At 54.3% G+C, this 16,550-nt stretch carries 14 protein-coding genes; 7 read left to right on the top strand and 7 right to left on the bottom strand.

The annotated features are described in order from the left end of the window. Nucleotides 1-5 precede the first annotated feature (5 nt). The 4 genes from RBT11_10185 (at nucleotide 6) to RBT11_10170 (ending at nucleotide 3,993) form a co-directional block, all read left to right on the top strand. Nucleotides 6-1,271 (top strand): beta-ketoacyl-[acyl-carrier-protein] synthase family protein, encoded by a 1,266-nt coding sequence (locus RBT11_10185; GenBank protein ID MDX9787136.1) that lies wholly within the window; start codon nucleotides 6-8, stop codon nucleotides 1,269-1,271. Nucleotides 1,272-1,390: 119 nt separating this feature from the next. Further along, a complete protein-coding gene (locus tag RBT11_10180; GenBank protein ID MDX9787135.1) occupies nucleotides 1,391-2,656 on the top strand; it encodes a beta-ketoacyl-[acyl-carrier-protein] synthase family protein in 1,266 nt (421 codons plus the stop codon). Nucleotides 2,657-2,659: 3 nt separating this feature from the next. Beyond that, the gene (locus RBT11_10175; protein MDX9787134.1) at nucleotides 2,660-3,139 is read left to right on the top strand and encodes an acyl-CoA thioesterase; all 480 of its coding nucleotides are present in this window, start codon (nucleotides 2,660-2,662) and stop codon (nucleotides 3,137-3,139) included. Further along, nucleotides 3,118-3,993 (top strand): polyketide synthase dehydratase domain-containing protein, encoded by an 876-nt coding sequence (locus tag RBT11_10170; protein MDX9787133.1) that lies wholly within the window; start codon nucleotides 3,118-3,120, stop codon nucleotides 3,991-3,993. Before RBT11_10175 ends, RBT11_10170 begins: the two co-directional genes overlap by 22 nt. A gap of 46 nt (nucleotides 3,994-4,039) precedes the next feature. Here RBT11_10170 and RBT11_10165 read toward each other — a convergent pair whose 3' ends face one another. After that, complete coding sequence (locus tag RBT11_10165) at nucleotides 4,040-4,369, bottom strand: hypothetical protein (protein MDX9787132.1); 330 nt, start codon at nucleotides 4,367-4,369, stop codon at nucleotides 4,040-4,042. Nucleotides 4,370-4,589: 220 nt separating this feature from the next. Between RBT11_10165 and RBT11_10160 the strand changes: the two genes are divergently transcribed. From RBT11_10160 to RBT11_10150, 3 genes are read left to right on the top strand one after another with little or no spacing between them, the layout of a single operon-like run. Further along, the gene (locus tag RBT11_10160; GenBank protein MDX9787131.1) at nucleotides 4,590-5,318 is read left to right on the top strand and encodes a glycosyltransferase; all 729 of its coding nucleotides are present in this window, start codon (nucleotides 4,590-4,592) and stop codon (nucleotides 5,316-5,318) included. A gap of 28 nt (nucleotides 5,319-5,346) precedes the next feature. Next, a complete protein-coding gene (locus RBT11_10155) occupies nucleotides 5,347-8,463 on the top strand; it encodes an MMPL family transporter (protein ID MDX9787130.1) in 3,117 nt (1,038 codons plus the stop codon). After that, complete coding sequence (locus RBT11_10150) at nucleotides 8,447-9,292, top strand: polysaccharide deacetylase family protein (protein MDX9787129.1); 846 nt, start codon at nucleotides 8,447-8,449, stop codon at nucleotides 9,290-9,292. Before RBT11_10155 ends, RBT11_10150 begins: the two co-directional genes overlap by 17 nt. Here RBT11_10150 and RBT11_10145 read toward each other — a convergent pair. The 6 genes from RBT11_10145 to tilS all read right to left on the bottom strand — a co-directional run bounded on the left by RBT11_10145 (nucleotide 9,207) and on the right by tilS (nucleotide 16,529). After that, the gene (locus tag RBT11_10145; protein MDX9787128.1) at nucleotides 9,207-10,280 is read right to left on the bottom strand and encodes a radical SAM protein; all 1,074 of its coding nucleotides are present in this window, start codon (nucleotides 10,278-10,280) and stop codon (nucleotides 9,207-9,209) included. The two genes, RBT11_10150 and RBT11_10145, sit on opposite strands and share 86 nt — an antisense overlap. Nucleotides 10,281-10,344: 64 nt before the next feature. Further along, nucleotides 10,345-11,115, bottom strand: coding sequence for a type III pantothenate kinase (locus RBT11_10140; protein MDX9787127.1), 771 nt, complete (start codon nucleotides 11,113-11,115; stop codon nucleotides 10,345-10,347). An 83-nt stretch (nucleotides 11,116-11,198) separates the two neighbouring features. Beyond that, a complete protein-coding gene (locus RBT11_10135; GenBank protein ID MDX9787126.1) occupies nucleotides 11,199-12,065 on the bottom strand; it encodes a CdaR family protein in 867 nt (288 codons plus the stop codon). A 133-nt stretch (nucleotides 12,066-12,198) separates the two neighbouring features. Then, nucleotides 12,199-13,074, bottom strand: coding sequence for a dihydropteroate synthase (gene folP, locus RBT11_10130; protein ID MDX9787125.1), 876 nt, complete (start codon nucleotides 13,072-13,074; stop codon nucleotides 12,199-12,201). 32 nt (nucleotides 13,075-13,106) lie between these two features. Further along, on the bottom strand, nucleotides 13,107-14,966 hold the full coding sequence (gene ftsH / locus RBT11_10125) for an ATP-dependent zinc metalloprotease FtsH (protein MDX9787124.1): 1,860 nt from the start codon (nucleotides 14,964-14,966) through the stop codon (nucleotides 13,107-13,109). 57 nt (nucleotides 14,967-15,023) lie between these two features. After that, nucleotides 15,024-16,529: a tRNA lysidine(34) synthetase TilS gene (gene tilS, locus RBT11_10120; protein MDX9787123.1), complete on the bottom strand. Its 1,506-nt coding sequence runs from the start codon at nucleotides 16,527-16,529 to the stop codon at nucleotides 15,024-15,026. Nucleotides 16,530-16,550 lie beyond the last annotated feature (21 nt).

Genomic DNA, 16,550 nt, shown 5'->3' with positions numbered 1-16,550 from the left:
GGAGCATGATGAGACACGGGGCATGCGCCAAAAGAGCGGTTGTGATCGGTTATGACGCGGTTTCTCCGCTGGGGATCGATCTTGCGGATCAGTGGCGGAGCGCCCTTGCGGGAGAAAGCGGCATTGATTGCCTGACGCGGTTTGATCTCAGTGATGTGTTTCCGGTCCGTGTGTCCGGAGAAGTCCCGAATATCGATCATCTTGATTATCCTTTTTTAACGCCGCGCGAGCAGGCGCGCTGGATTTCCCCGTTGTTTAAATACGCCCTGCTGACCGTCGCGCGGGCGCTTCACCGTAGCGGTCTCGTCATTACGCCGCGGGTGGCGCCGCGGGTGGCCGTCACTTACAGTTCGGCCATCGGCGGACTGGATGCGGTCCTTGCGGCCGATCGCAACATGATCGCGCGCGGCAGCCTGCCTCTGCCCTGTGTCAATCCCAATGCGTGCATCAACATGGTGGCCGGCAAGGTGTCTATTCTGACCGGCGCAACCGGCCCCCTCGCCCCTCCTGTAAGCGCTTGCGCCACCGGATTGACCTCGGTCATTGTGGGGGCCATGCTGCTGGCCCAGAACCGGGCTGATGTGGTGATCTGCGGGGCTGTTGACTTTCCCCTGGTCGAACCGATTGTGGCCGGCTTTGCTACCATGAACGGGGCGTATGTACCTAAAGAGGAAGATGCGCAAGAGGCGCCGCACACGGTCAGCCGTCCGTTTTCAATTGATCGGCGCGGGTTTGTGGTTTCAGAGGGCGCCGGCTGCATTATTCTGGCGGCCGAAGAATTTGCCCTTGTGCATGGCTTGGATTACCGGATCGGCATTGCCGGTTGGAGCATGACCTCGGATGCCCATCATTTTGTGGCCCCCAATTTGGAGACCGTGCGGCGGTGTATGCAGGAAAGCATTGATGATGCCGCGATTGCCGCGGGTGACATTGATGCCGTCAATGCTCACGCGGCCGCCACCCGTATTGGCGACAAGGTGGAATTTGATGCCCTGCAATCCGTTTTCAAGAGGCATCTGCCGCCGGTAACCGCGAATAAATCTCTGATGGGCCATGCCATGGGAGCCTCCAGCGCGATTGAGTCCATTTTTACCTTTGAGGGAATGCTCGCGGGCGTGCTGCCACCGACCATTAATTATCGCGAGGATGCGCGGATGCCGATCGATTGTGTGGCTGAGGGATGCCGCAAGGTGTCTCAGAGGTTTGTGTTGAAAAACGCCTTCGGGTTTGGTGGTTGCAATGCATGCGTGGTTTTTCAGAGGATTCGGTGAGGGACGGTATTGATTTTGAGGGGCCGTGCACGTTCACGTGCACGTGTACGTTTACGTTCACGGTTATCCCCCCGTCGCGCGGGGGACGGTCAACGAATACATAGTGAGATTTTTGGGTAATGAAGGCACCGCAGAACAGAAGAGTATTTGTGGTTGGGTATGATACGGCCACCCCTTTGGGCAACACGTTTGAAGCCACCTGGGAACGAGCGGTCCGTGGGGAGGCCGGTTTTCGCAGGATTACGCGCTGCCCGGTCACAACGCGCAGCAATGTGGTGGGAGAGATACCGGACTGGCAACCGCACGCCTTTGACTATATTGATCGCAAAGACGCTTATAACTGGAACGCCGACTTTGTGTTTCTGACCATGACGTTGTGCAAGCGCGCGCTGGGAAGAGCCGGGCTTGAAATGAACGCGCAGACCGGCCCACGCACGGCCTGCCTGGTGGGCTCGGCGCTAAACGGCAGCGATGCGCTGCGGATTGCCGTCGAAAACTATACGACTCAGGGGCCGACCAAGGTCAGTCCGTATTTATTGCCCAACTTGTGCGCCAATCTTCCGGCCGGCAAGGCCGGCATGATGCTGGGATTTACCGGCCCGATTTTTTCGCCGCAGGGTGCCTGTGCTTCCGGCAACCACGCCATCGCGATCGGCGCCCGCATGATTCGAGACGGAGACTGCGATTTTGTGATTGCAGGCGGCGTTGATACCTGCCTGATTCCGGAGATTATTCAGGGGTTTGCCAATATGTGGGCCACCATTAAGATCGATCCTGATGACCGGGCGTTTAGCGACCCCGCCCGGGCATCGCGCCCGTTCAGCATCGACCGCCGCGGGTTCGTGCTGTCCGAGGGCGGGGGGGTGGTGATCCTTGCGGCCGAAGAAAGCGCGGCCTACTGGGGCTTAACACCCAAAGCCGAGGTGCTGGGGATTGGCTGGACCTCGGATGCCCATCACTTTACCCTGCCCAGCGGACAGACCATCGTACGGGCCATGGGACAGGCCATTGACGATGCCGGCCTGACACCACAGGACATTCAGTATATCAGCGCGCACGGGACCTCCACCATCAAAGGGGATAAAATCGAAATCGAATGCTTAAGGGCGGTTTTCGGCGGGCAGCTCGCTTATATTCCGGTGTCGTCCAACAAATCTCAGATCGGGCACACACTGGCCGCCGCCGCCGCTATCGAGGCGGCCCTGGGGATTGAGGCCATGCAGCAGGGGCTTGTGCTTCCGACGATCAACCATATTCCGGACCCGGAATTTAGCGATATTGATGTGGTTCCCGACCGGGCTCGCCGGCATCGGTATGAATTTTTTCTCTCCAATGCCTTTGGTTTCGGCGGAACCAACTGTTGTATTGTGTTCAAAGGAGTATAACCCGTGCGGCCCAGGCCCTTTGTTCCCGAATCCTTGAAGGGTGATGCCCCCTATGTGCGCGACAACACCAGCGGCCTGGTCTGGCATTGCTGCCGGTTGCGTGCGCCATATGCGGATGTTGACCGCTTGCAGGTGGTCTACCATGCCAATTATCTGCGCTATTTCGAATTCGGCCGGGCATCGCTGATGCGGGATACGGCTTATTCCTATCGCGACATCGAGGCGAGCGGCTATAATTACCCGATTATTGCCGCCGGGGTGGATTATTTCCATCCCCTGCAGTATGACGATGTCATGTGTATTCATACGCGCCCTGCTGAAATGGAACGCGTCAAACTGCGCTTTGATTATATTATTACCCACGAGCAAAGCGGCGACATCGCCTGCATCGGGTATACCCGGCATTGCGCGGTCAACGCTTCGGGAATCCCCGTGGGTATCGATGCCAAAACGGTGCATCTATGGGAAATCTTTCCGAAATAGTTTCGAGCTGCCGAAAGGAAATTCAGGTGGTTGTGTCGCCTGCTTGGATGGATCATCGCTTTATGGGCGGCGCGGTGCTTCCGGCGGTGGAGGCCATGCATCTTTTGGCGGTTCACGCCGGGCAATTTTGCTCCGGTATGAACGGTGCGACCATTCGGCAGGCCCGCTTTGACAAGTTTTTGGAAATTGCCCCGGCAATGCGTGAGCTGGGCGCTTACTGTGATATGGCTGAGCATTCGGACGGCACCGTGGCGGCTTCCCTGCTGACCCGGATGAAAACCGGATCTGCCGGGTTTACCCGCACCAAAGTGCATGCCCGTGTTGTTTTTCCTCCAAAAACAGGTGCCGTTGAATCGCTTCATCTGCCTATGGATTCAGCCGTGACTCTGAAAGATGCTTGCTTTCATGTCGAGCCGGAGCGCATCTATGCGGAGCTGGTTCCTTTTGGCCCGGCTTACCGCAATATTTGTCAGCCGCTAAAAATTACGGATAAGGGCGTCCTGGCGGTTATTCAGGCGCCGGATGATCCCATGACAGGCAGGAACAACCCCTTGGGGTCTCCCTTTGTTCTGGACGCGGCGTTTCAAGCGGCCTGTGTCTGGGGGCAGCGGTTTACCGGCGTGGTGGCCTTTCCCGTTGGCATGGATCAGCGCCGGGTGCTTATCCCCACGATAGCCGGTGAAGACTACGCTTGCCGGGTCATTCCCGTGCGCATTCAAAAGGCGTTGCTCGTTTTCGACCTGTGGATTTTGGACGCCGATGGCCAAACCCGCGAGGTGGCGCTGGGGGTCCAAATGCGCGATGTGAGCGGGGGGCGAGTAAAGCCGCCGCAGTGGGTCATGGCAGATCGGTAGCTGCTGCGGCGCTATAGGCGCTTAAATAAGAGGATATCCTTCGCATTCAGCGAACCGGATGGTTTTCTGGTGCGGCGGCGGGAAATTTTTGCATGAGCTTGAGCATAGCGGCGCGGGTCAGCCAGCGCAGGAAAATCCGGGTGTATTTTGCACCGGCGATATACATGCCCGCAAGAAAAACCAGGTGGGACAGGCCGTAAGCAAGCGGTCCGCCAACGGCGATCAGCAGCGGTTGATGGTAATAAATGGACAAGCTGGTCAACAGCCCGATCAACGGCCAGCCGATCAGGTAACTAAAGGCGATCAGGGAGACGCCCAGGACCACTTTCAAGGTCGGGCGCTGTTTAAAGGCACCTAAATCGGCTTCTTCGTCCATGGCTTTTTGGACAAAGGGTAAACCGGCAAGTTTGGCAATGATGTTTTTCAACGGGGCACTGTAGCGATGATACGGTTAAAAAAAGAACGATAGCCCGGCCGATTTCCTTGCAGACGGCAAACCGGATCCGTGCAAAACGCTCAGGAAAGTATAGTGACAGTTCCTTTATCTTGTATGCTACCGAGACATGACAATCAAGAGGGTTTAAATCCGGCCGGCCATGAACCAAATCGATCACAGCAGCGCGTGGGATTTTTTTGACCGCATCTACTGCATTTCCCTGCGGGAACGCATCGATCGCCGGCGTCAGGCCCTTGAGCAGTTTCAACGGGTCGGGCTGGCTTCCCGGGTGGAATTCGTGATGGTTGAGCGGCATCCGCTGGACTGTGAGCAGGGTATCTATGAGTCCCACCAGCAGTGCATTCGCCGGGGGCTTGCGACCGATGCCGATACGATCCTGATTTTCGAAGATGATGTGATGTTCGAACGCTTTAATGCCGAGCGACTCATTCGTTGTGCGGCCTTTTTACAGGCTCGCTCCGATTGGAAGGCCTTTTTTCTCGGTTGCCTGTCACAAAAAAGCCGCAAAACGGAGGCCGAATCAGTTGCAGAAATTTCTTACCGCTGTTTGGCACACGCCTACGCCTTGAACCGGCCCTTTGCCGAAACCGTGGCCCGAAAACCTTGGTGCAAAGTTCCTTTTGATGGTATGATAGAAAGCTTTGCGGGTGGATTCTATGCCATGTATCCCGCCTGTGCTTTTCAAAGCGATGCCCCGTCGGATAATTTCAATCATCGCCTTTTGGACGGATTCAGGCGGTGCATGGGCGGGTTAAAACGAATTCAGAAGGTCAATGAATGGCGGCTTGCCAACCGGAATTTGCTCGTCGCCCTGCACCTTGCCGCGTTGTTGGCGCTGGCGGTATGGGCATGGCGCGCTTGGAGTTGAGGACTTAACTGTTACCACATGAATGCGCATGAATAACTCCCGCACCCATTATCCGTTGTTGCTGCTGGTCCTGATTGGCGCCGCCGTGCTGTTTGCCATTGGCTGGCAGCGCGTCACCATTGATACAGATATCGTAAACTCGTTGCCCCGTAAAGACCCGGTCATCGCTGATGCCGTTCATATCTTTCGCCATCATCCACTTCAGGATCAGTTGACCATCGACATCGGGATGGATGGGAATGATCCCGACGTATTGACGGCTATCGGGCGCATGGTGGCGCAGGAGTTGACGCAAAGCGGCCTGTTTAAAACCGTGGGCATGGCGGATATTCAGCGGCACCTGCCGCAACTGGCGGGGTATATCGTTCACAACCTTCCGGTCTTATTTACGCAACTAGAACTTGAAACCCGAATCTTGCCCGGTTTGAAACCCGAGCAGGTGGCGCATGCGCTGCGGGAAATGCGGGCCGGGCTGCTGCAAATGAGCGGGATCGGGCAGGCGGCTTATCTCGCGCGGGACCCGTTGGGGTTAAAGAATCTGGTGCTCTCCAAGTTGATTCATATGGCCCCGACGCAAACTGCCCGAATCTATCAGGGCCAGTTGATTTCCGGCGATGGGCGTCATCTGTTAATGACCGCCACCCCGGCCGGTTCGAGTACGGATACCGCCATGGCGTGCCGGCTTTCCGAAAACCTGGCGCAGATATCCGATCGGGTCCGGCAAGCCTTTGAACCGCGGGGGGTGCAGGTGACGTTAACCCCCGTGGGCGCCTATCGGGCTGCCCTGGATAATGAAATGATCGTGCGCGCGGATGTGCAGCATGCCGTTTGGTTTGCCACGGCAGGGGTTGCCATGTTGCTGCTCTTTGCTTTTCCGAGACCGATCCTCGGCCTGTTGTCCTTGCTGCCGGCGGTCGCGGGAATTTTAACGGCTTTTTTCATCATGACGCTGATGTATCCTTCCATTTCCATTATGGTCCTGGGTTTTGGCGGCGCCATTATCTCCATAACCGTGGACCATGGCATTGTTTACCTGCTTTTTTTGGATCGCCCCCATACGTCCTATGGCAAAGAGGCTTCCCGGGAGGTGCAGGCCTGCGGCCTGCTGGCCACCCTGACCACCGTGGGCGCTTTTGCCGCGCTATCCTTCAGTGGGTTTTCGATTTTTCAGCAACTGGGGCAGTTTGCGGCGTTGGGGATCAGCCTTTCATTCCTGTTTGTTCATACGGTGTTTCCCCGTATTTTTCCGGTGCTGGGCCCTGCGCGGCAGCGCCGGCTGCCGCTGCACGAGGCGGCCGACCGTCTGTTTTCATTCGGCCCCAAGGGTGCCTGGGCGGCGCTGGTCTTTTGTATCGTGATGGCTTTTTTTGCCAAGCCCGAATTCAATGCCAACTTGAGCGCCATGAATACCGTCAGCCGGGAGACGCAGCAGGCCGAACAGAAACTGGTGTCGGTATGGGGGGATATTTTCGGCAAGGTTTTTTTAATGACCGAGGCCGATTCGATCGGCGAGCTGCAAAAAAAGGGGGATCAGCTTTTAAGTCTGCTGACGGAGGATGCCGATGCCGAGCTGCCGGACCGTGCCTTTTTGCCCGCCATGATTTTTCCGGGTTTCGACCGCAGGGCCGCCAATCTGGCTGCATGGAAAAGCTTTTGGACCGAGCGGCGGATTGCCGATTTAAAGGCGGCATTACAGGCAGGCAGCCGGAATTTAGGGTTTAAGCCCGATGCCTTTGCCGCCTTTTACGATCTGCTGGCCGATCCTGAAAACGCTATACGGCCCGCTGCCGGCATTCCCGCCGAGTACTTTGGCCTGATGGGCATTTCGCGCGATGCCGATAATGGCAAATGGCGACAGTTTACCAGTCTGGCCCTGCCTGGCGATTATGGCGGGGATCGCTTCTATGAGCGCTACCACTCGGCTGCTCGGATTTTTGATCCATCTCTCTTTTCAAGGCAGTTGGGCAGCCTGTTTTTCCATACCTTCAGCAAGCTCCTGGTGATCATCGCGCCGGTGGTGGTCGTGTTGCTGCTTGTCTTTTTTCTGGATGTGAGCCTGACCCTCATCGCGCTTGCGCCGGTTGTCTTTGCCATGACGGCCACACTGGGGTCGATGCATCTCATGGGCCGTCCGCTGGATATTCCCGCCTTGATGCTGACCATTGTCGTGCTGGGCATGGGGATAGATTATTCCCTATACCTGGTGTGCTCCTATCAGCATTACGGAACCATTTCGCATCCCTCTTTTGCGTTGATCCGCGCAGCCATTTTCATGGCCGCGGCATCCACGATGATCGGCTTTGGCGTGATGGTGACCGCACATCATTCTCTGTTGCAAAGTATCGGGGTGGTATCCTTCCTGGGCATCGGGTATTCGGTGGTCGGCGCCTTTCTGATTCTGCCGCCGCTGCTCAAGTGGTATTTTGAGGACAGGAGACCGGTTGCAGCTGTCCCGGGGGATCGCCGGGAACGTGTTCTTTTGCGTTACCGCGGTATGACGCCTTATGCCCGCATGTTTGCCCGGTTTAAACTGCGGTTGGACCCCATGTTTACCGAACTGCCTGAACTGACGGAATTTAAAGACCCCCCGCAAACACTGGTAGATATCGGCAGCGGTTTTGGCGTACCGGCCTGCTGGTTGCTGGAAACATTTCCGCAAGCCAACATTTACGGCATCGAACCCGCTGCGGACCGGGTTCAAGTGGCCAAACGGGCGGTCAACGGTCGCGGGGAGGTAATTTGCGGACGGGCGCCGGATCTGCCGCCCGCCCCTTTCCCCGTGGATGGGGCGTTTATGCTGGATATGATGCATTTTTTGCCCGACGTGCAACTGCGCGCCACCCTGACCGGTCTGAACGGCCTGATGGTTTCCGGTGGCCGGTTATTGATTCGCTCGGTGATGGTGCCGACCCGTCGCATGGCCTTTGGATGGTGGATGGAACACCTGAAGCAGAAACTTAATGGCGTTCCGACGTTCTACCGCTCCGGCGATGACATCCGCGCGATCCTTACTCAGTGCGGGTTTAGCGTGCAATGCGTGCGGCCCTCAGGGTATGACGGCGAGTTGATCTGGTTTAAATCCACGAAGGCCGATGGTGAGCTATTGCCCCCGCATGCCGTGGCGTCCTATGCGATCCTGGACTAACGCTTATAAAGTGGGCGCAGCGGCGCTGACACTGGCGCTGCTTGCCGTCGTCGCGGGGTGTCCATTCCTGGCAAGTGTCCCCCTTGCGATTTTTGTTGCATTGTGCCTGATGGCGCCGTTTTTCCATCGCTGGAGTTTTTATCTGCCCATTATCAGCCGCGGAAACCCTCGAAAAAAATGGGTTGCCCTGACCTTTGACGACGGACCGGACCCGCTGACCACCCCGAAACTGCTCGAACTTTTGAAAGCACACGGTATGGTGGCCACTTTTTTTGTCACCGGTAAAAATGCCCTGGCTTATCCAGATCTGATTCGGGCCATTTTGCCCAATGGTCATACGGTCGGTAACCACTCTTTCAGCCATAACCCTCTGTTGGTATTCAAAGGTCAAAAGGCGATTTTCCGGGACATTGACCGCACCCAACGGGTGCTGGCCCGGCTGGGTGTGGAGCCCCTGGTTTACAGACCTCCGGTCGGAATCACCTATCCCGTGCTGCGGCGAATTTTGAGCCGGCTGAACCTTGTGGCCGTCAATTTCAGTTGTTCCGCTCGGGATCGGGGCAATCGACGCATTCACGGCATTGCCGAGCGCGTTCTTAAAAAGGTGCGGGCTGGCGATATTATTCTGCTGCATGATCTGCGACCTATAAAACAAGGCTGCGTCGCCGACTGGCTGGCGGAGGTGGATCGGTTGCTAAGGGGGGTAAAGGCAGCTGGGCTTGAAATGGTGCCCCTGGAACGGCTTATCGACCGTCCGGTCGATCGCAGGGTGGTGCCTGCCGCGCATTGCGCCAGCAAAGCGGGTCTGAGGCAAGATAATCACCGGTGAGCTGAAACGCTGCCCCCCGGCACCCATAACATTCGCTTGCCTTCTCGCAGGTGCGGCAAGGGCCCTTGATGGTATGACGGTAATTTTTTAAATCTTTCCGTATCGGACTGCCGGCAAGAATTTCCCGCAGAGGTTGCCGGCGAATGTTGCCCATGGCAAGGGGAATGCCCACGCAAGGCATGACATCTCCTTTTGAGGTAATAAGGCAGGAAAACTGATGGCGCATGCACGCGTTTCCCACAAGCGGCGGCTGCGATTCCCAGACCTGACCGAAGAGGCGCCGGTCAAGTTTCCTGATTCGTTCAAATAAGGTTTCCAGTTCCAGCGGGTCGACATGGAGCCAATGGTTTTGCAGGGCATTGGCCTGGGGTGTCATGATTTCAAAATAGGGAGCGATTCCTTGCTCGCGCAGCCATTGCCACATTCGTGGCAGCTCTGCTATGTTTTGGCGGCAGATGATGGAACTGACCGCTAAAAAATGATTCTGTGACGGGTAGCCCGCTTGTTTCAGATTACCCAGAGCCTTTTGAATAATACCATATGCCCCTGCATACCCGGACAGTAGATCCTGCAGTGCCGGGTTAAAGGAGTTCATTTTCAAGACCACGCGGGTATTGTGGGCATGCAATTGGCCTGCGAATTCAGATGTAATTCCCGTGCCGTTGGTGAAGATCTCGGTTTGCAGGCCAAGAGCGTGTATGAAGCGAATCAGTTCCGGGGTATGCGGGTAAATCGAAGGCTCGCCGCCCAAAATAATAATTTTTTCCGCCCCTATCGCTTTGGCTTGTAAAATGGCGGACTGAATTTCTACAACTGTCAGTTCGTCCTTGAAATAATTTTCGTGCGGCGCGTAGCAGTAGGCGCATCTGAAATTACAGCGCAGGCTGAATTCGATCTCCATGGAAAGCAGACGGTCGTTTTGCGCCGCTTCGGCAATCGCATCTTTGGAAAACTCGAAATTTTCTATGGGGTTAATGAGCTGGGTCACGGTATCGCGCTTGGTCGGGCATTCCTATTCACATTAATCTGTTCGGTGAAACCGGATAAGGATGCTAGTTAAGTTTTTGACTGATAAGTCGCAGGCCTTCCAGCGTCAAGGTCGGCTCTACCGCTTCAATACTTTTGGCCACCCCTTTCATTAAAGGCGCCAAACCGCCCGTAGCGATGACTTTGGGGGCTGGCGCCCCCATTTCCTTTTTCATTCTGCCGACAATGCCATCCACCAATCCGGCATACCCGAAAATGATTCCGGACTGAATGCTGCCGATGGTATCCCGTCCAATCACCTTTTGGGGTGGCTTGAATATCTCCACGCGCGGCAATTTTGACGCATGGGTATAGAGGGCTTCCGCGGCGATGCCAATTCCCGGACTGATGGCGCCGCCAAGATATTCACCGGCAGCCGAGATGGCGTCAAAGGTGGTGGCGGTTCCAAAATCGATAACGATCAGGCTGGTCGGGTGCTTGTGATAGGCGCCGACGGCGTTTACGATTCGGTCCGCGCCGACTTCCGAGGGATTCCCGTAAAGGTTCGGCATATCCGTTACCGATTGTCCATCCACCCAATGGGGTGCATGGTTTAAGTATTTTTTACAGAATGAATCCAGAATCGAAACCATGGGCGGCACGACGCAGGAGATGATCGTGGATTGAATGGCATTGAAATGAATTTTCCCGGTTGCGAAAAGGCCGGTCATGAGTACGCTGAACTCATCTTCGGTGGTTTTCGATTCCGTTCGAATTCGCCAGTCCTTAACAAGCTGTTCCTTATCGTAAAGTCCCAGAACGATATTGGTGTTGCCCACGTCGATGACTAGAAGCATAGCGGATTTTCCTTATGAATAAATTATCATGTTGATATTCGTCACGGTTCCGTCGTTTTTTTCGCAACCGGATGAACTGCGTGTTATTTGGATGTGATGGCTACGGTAAAAAGCTCCGGTGTTACCCCGGATAGGGTGGTGCCGACGGGCAGATCGATCGCTGCTCTCCTGACATACTTGCCGGGCGGCACGTCCGAAAGATCCAGGAAAACCTCTATGGCATTTTCCGCTTTCAGGCGCGATAGCGTATTTTCCGCACCTTTTACTTCCAGGGTGATAACCGGTGGTGAAATACTGACCATATGGTTCGAATGACGCCACTTAACTTTAATATCTTTAAATGTCCGAACAATAATCTTTTCTTCGATGGTGATATGCGCGACAATTACTTGGATGTTGTCCAGAATGGTAATTCCCTCCGGAAGGTCCAGGCTGATTTCCTTTTTAAACGATTCCGTTGCGTTGGCGATGCTGAAGGCTTTGGTGGGTACGGCTGTAATCGGCTCAAGGAGTGTTTCCGGCCCACTGACGGTTATTTGTTCCGGATCTGCAATGATATTGGCTTGATAACCGGTAGGCACATTCCCATCAAAGGATAGGGCTACAGGGAGCTTTTTTGTTATTTTTTTCCATATTTTCAGAGTGATGGATTCAGGATTAATTCGAACGGCCGAGACGCCCTTTGGCATCGGTAGGGTTTCCATTCGAATGGGAATTTGCGTGACACCGGCGGTGGTGCCGGAAAGATCGACGACATAGGAGGGGGGCGTATTGATAAGGCGGTCTATGCCGGCTTGATTTCCACGGACCAAAAGATCCAGTCCGCTTGCCCCGGTATTTGAATAAGTCAGATTAGGGGGAATATTTTCAAAGCGAATTGGAATAAAGATATCCATTTCCCGGGCGTCCGGTCGGAGCCACAGCAGGGTGACAAGTGTTCCAATCGTCACAAAAAATATAAACCCCCATACTTGCGTTTTTCGCAAATTCACCGATTCCTTTGTTTGCCGGCAAAGAGTGCGCCGGGGGCATTTTGTGTTACTGCCTGATTTATCGACATGGCGCTATTTCATATGACCGCATTTATATCATGGAAGCGGTTTGAATCGCACCCAGAATTTTCAGTGTGGCTTGAGTGGCCGCCACATCATGTACCCTGAAAATATTGGCTCCGTTCATCGCCGATATTGCGACCACTGCCTGTGTGCCCGCCTCAACCATAGGGGAGTTGGGTGCCAATTCTTTTTCGGCGGGTTTTTTTAACAGGTGGCGGATAAAGGCTTTTCTCGATGGTCCAATAAGAATCGGGCAGCCAAGGGACCGGAATTGAGCTATGTGCCTGATAAGTAGCAGGTTATGCATGGGTGTCTTGCCAAAACCGATTCCCGGATCAATAATGATTTTGTTTCGGTCAATCCCCTTTTGTTCGGCCGCATCAATGGCTGCTTTTAAAAAATCGTGAACCTCCCCGATTAGATCGTCATACACCGGATCAATCTGCATGGTTTTGGGAGTTCCCAGCATGTGCATCAGAATGACGGGGACTTGGTAAGACCGGACAATCTCAGCCATTTTTTCATCCATGCGAAGGGCACTGATGTCATTTATCAAACCGGCCCCGGCTGCAAGCGCCGCTTCCGCGACTTCCGCCTTGGTGGTGTCTATCGAGATGGGAATGCCGACTTGACCGGCGAGCGCGTTAATGACAGGCACCACACGGCGGATTTCTTCTTCCACCGAAACGGGTTGCGAAAACGGTCGGGTCGATTCTCCACCGATATCGAGGATATCGGCTCCCTCATTCACCAGTTTCAGCCCATGTGCAACGGCGCTGTCGGGATCAAAAAAAACGCCACCGTCTGAAAAGGAGTCCGGGGTGATATTGACGATGCCCATAATGAGCGGTTTATATTCGAAATCAAGGCGTTTTTCGCCACAAATGATTTGAAAAGGTTCCATTATGCTCCGGGAAAATCCGTCGGATGGCGCGTTCAGGTCGTCGACGGAGGTGTCGATTTTTCTTGCTCCGAGTTTTCGGTCGGTTTTAAAGGCAGTTCCGCATTCGGCCGAAGGCTTAAGATCAGCGCGTCAAGTTCCTTGCCCTGCACGGTTTCTTTTTCCAGGAGCAGTTCGGAGAGCTTGTGCAGAATATCGATATTGTCTCGCAGAACCTGTTTGGCCCGGTCATACGAAGATTGAATCAACACTCTGATTTCATGGTCAATCTTTTGCGCCGTGGCTTCCGAGTAATCGCGGTGCTGAGAAATCTCCCGACCGAGAAAAATCTGTTCTTCGCCCTGATCATAGGAAAGTGGCCCCAGCGCCGGGCTCATTCCCCAGGTTCTGATCATCTTTTGCGCCAGCGCTGTGGCTTGCTTGATGTCGTTGGAAGCCCCCGTGCTGATTCGTTGAAAGACAAGCTCTTCAGCCACTCGGCCGCCAAAAGCGATGGACAGTTCGTTTTCCAGTTGGTCTTTATATTTGAAATCCCTCTCTTCGGGCAAAAACCAAGTGACGCCGGCAGCCCGCCCTCGCGGTATGATGGTGATCTTATTAACCGCATCCGTTCCGGGAAGCAGTCTTGCCACCAAGGCATGACCGCCTTCATGATAGGCGGTGGTCTTTCTGTCTTCTTCTTTGACGACCTTGGATTTTCGTTCGAGGCCCATGTAGACTTTATCCTTTGCATCTTCAAAGTCCATCATGTCGAGTTTTTCTTTATCGCGCTTGGCAGCCAGAAGGGCGGCTTCGTTCACCAGGTTTTCAAGGTCCGCGCCGGAAAAGCCCGGCGTTCCCTTTGCTAAAACAACGGTGTTTACATCCGATGCCACCGGCGTTTTCTTTATATGTACTTTCAGTATTTTTTCGCGGCCCTTGATATCCGGCAGCGATACCACCACCTGGCGGTCAAACCGGCCGGGTCGCAGCAGGGCAGGATCGAGTACATCCGGGCGGTTGGTGGCCGAGATCAGAATAACCCCTTCATTGGACTCAAACCCGTCCATTTCAACCAGCAATTGGTTCAGGGTTTGCTCCCGTTCATCGTGCCCGCCGCCCAGTCCGGCGCCGCGGTGTCTGCCCACGGCATCGATTTCATCGATGAAAACGATACAGGGTGCATTTTTCTTGCCCTGGACAAAGAGATCCCGGACCCGGGAAGCGCCGACGCCGACAAACATTTCCACAAAGTCCGATCCGCTGATACTGAAAAAAGGAACGCCGGCTTCTCCGGCAATAGCCCGAGCCAACAAGGTCTTGCCGGTGCCCGGGGGGCCGGTCAATAACACGCCCTTGGGAATGCGGCCGCCCAGGCGCGTAAATTTTTTGGGATCTTTCAGAAAATTGACGATTTCTTCAAGCTCTTCTTTGGCTTCGTCGATACCGGCCACGTCCTCAAAGGTTACTTTTCCCATCGTGTCCGACATCAGCCGGGCTTTGCTTTTGCCGAAGGAAAGGGCTTTGCCGCCGCCGGACTGCATCTGGCGCATAAAAAATATCCATACGCCGATCAAAATGAGCATCGGAAACCAGGATACCAGAATGGACATGTACCAAGGGGTTTCCGCAGGGGGTTTGGCCTGAATGGCCACGCCTTTTTGACGGAGAATTTTAATAAGGTCTAAATCTTGCGGAGCATATACCTTAAATCGATTCCGATCTGCATCGGTAACGATAAGCTGCTGACCTTGAATCACCACATCGGCGACCCGCTCGGTTTCCACCATGGTCAGAAAATCCGAATAACTGATGTTGGACTCGGTCAAATGCTGCTGATTAAAAAGGTTATAGAGCATGATCATCATCAGCGTGATGACGAGCCAGAGCGCTATGTTTTTGTAAAAAGGATTCAAAAGATAATACCTCCAAAATCGGAAATCGCCAAAACGGTTTATTTAAGAGCGCTAAAATTAATCATTATTAACGGATTCTGCAAGGGTAAGTTCGATTTTCAGTATGCGTTGTGTTAAATTAGTAACTTTCACCCGATCATCAATCCGATGGCCCGTAACCCAAATAATCCGGTCCGCGCTCTCAAGAATCGGGCATTGGGTCCTTTCCCATACAGGCACCTTGTGGTCAATGAAAAATTTCTTTAATTTTTGAGTGCCGGCGGCTCCCAGCGGTCTAAAGGCGTCCCCGGATCGAACCTGTCGAATAAGCAAGGGAAAGTGTATGGCATTCATATCAAAAAATGCCATGCGATGTCCAGTATTAGAAAAATCGGGTTTGAATCCTTCGGCCATTATTTCGGCTGATATGCTGAGGCCGAAGTCGGGCAAAAGGGCTGTTCCCGGCTTCTCCAATTGATAGGAGCTGTTTTGAACGGATTGACCACGGGGCTGAAAAGGAGTTTTTCGCAGGGGGGTGGAACTGCGATAAAGAGTCAGTTGGGTGGCCGACTTTTCGATGCGTAGCTGATCCGGAAGGTCCAACACGCCTTGCTCGCGGTGACTGAGGCACAATTTCATCACGGAGGCTACATGCTGAAATGATATTTTTCGCAAATTTCCTTTGACTTGAAGCATTGCCTGTCGCAAAACGTGCCTGGCTACCGGTAGGGGCTGGCGCGCGAGCTGAGTAATTGAAAGACAAACGCGTTGAGGGGCTGCCTGAACGATTATCTTTTCAAAAACGGGACGAAGGGTTTCCGTCATCCAACCCGTTTCGCTTTCAGCAATGGCGGCCGACCGGTTCAACGTCTCGACTATATTGGGGTTATAGTGTTTTTTCAGCGCGGGCAGCAGATCATGGCGAATCCGGTTTCGCAAGTGGGCCGTGTCCCGGTTGGTATGATCGGTCCGCCAAGGAAGATGGTGCGCGGATAAAAAGGAAAAAATTTCGGCTTTGGTAAGCCTGATCAGCGGCCGGATAATCGTGAGGGCTGATACCAGGGCGTATGCTGATTCAGCCGGTCGTTTGACCGGAATTCCGGAAAGTCCTGCTGCGCCGCTGCCGCGGATAAAGTTCATTAGTACCAGTTCCGCGTTGTCATCCGCATGATGGCCGAGCGCGATTTTGGTATAGTCGTGTGCCGCGGCGGTTTTAGATAGAAAATCATAGCGTACTTTTCGGCCGGCCTCTTCCAGACTTAGTTTATGCTCTTTTTGGTAGGTTGAAACGTTGATGGTCTCGATATGGCAAGGAATCTTCAACCGGGACGCAAACGCGGCGGAAAAATCGGCGTCTGCGGCACTTTCTCGGCCACGCAAGTCGTGGTTGAGGTGCGCAGCCCCGATTCGAAGTCCGAATTTGGCGGCAAGCCGGCAAAGGCACCACAGCAGGGCGACCGAATCGGCGCCCCCTGAAAGCCCGACCAGAACACCGTCTTGATTTTCGAGCAACTGATGTTCGGTAATGGTATTTTCCACGGTTCTGAAAAACCGCAAGTTTTCTTTTTGATGGAATCGGGTCATCCGGCTTTTTCCCTTGAAAAG

It is taken from the genome of Desulfobacterales bacterium (assembly GCA_034003325.1).
Taxonomy (GTDB): Bacteria; Desulfobacterota; Desulfobacteria; order Desulfobacterales; family JAFDDL01; genus JAVEYW01.
Note: the sequence above shows the minus strand (reverse complement) of the source record. Positions and strands in the feature narration are given on the sequence as shown.

Bases quoted from the DNA above. Each gene is read 5' to 3' on its own strand.
- RBT11_10185 (MDX9787136.1), top strand. From the start codon at position 6: ATGATGAGACACGGGGCATGCGCCAAAAGAGCGGTTGTGATCGGTTAT.
- RBT11_10180 (MDX9787135.1), top strand. From the start codon at position 1,391: ATGAAGGCACCGCAGAACAGAAGAGTATTTGTGGTTGGGTATGATACG.
- RBT11_10155 (MDX9787130.1), top strand. From the start codon at position 5,347: ATGAATAACTCCCGCACCCATTATCCGTTGTTGCTGCTGGTCCTGATT.
- RBT11_10165 (MDX9787132.1), bottom strand. From the start codon at position 4,369: ATGGACGAAGAAGCCGATTTAGGTGCCTTTAAACAGCGCCCGACCTTG.
- tilS (MDX9787123.1), bottom strand. From the start codon at position 16,529: ATGACCCGATTCCATCAAAAAGAAAACTTGCGGTTTTTCAGAACCGTG.
- RBT11_10150 (MDX9787129.1), top strand. From the start codon at position 8,447: ATGCGATCCTGGACTAACGCTTATAAAGTGGGCGCAGCGGCGCTGACA.
- RBT11_10160 (MDX9787131.1), top strand. From the start codon at position 4,590: ATGAACCAAATCGATCACAGCAGCGCGTGGGATTTTTTTGACCGCATC.
- RBT11_10170 (MDX9787133.1), top strand. From the start codon at position 3,118: ATGGGAAATCTTTCCGAAATAGTTTCGAGCTGCCGAAAGGAAATTCAG.
- folP (MDX9787125.1), bottom strand. From the start codon at position 13,074: ATGGAACCTTTTCAAATCATTTGTGGCGAAAAACGCCTTGATTTCGAA.
- RBT11_10140 (MDX9787127.1), bottom strand. From the start codon at position 11,115: ATGCTTCTAGTCATCGACGTGGGCAACACCAATATCGTTCTGGGACTT.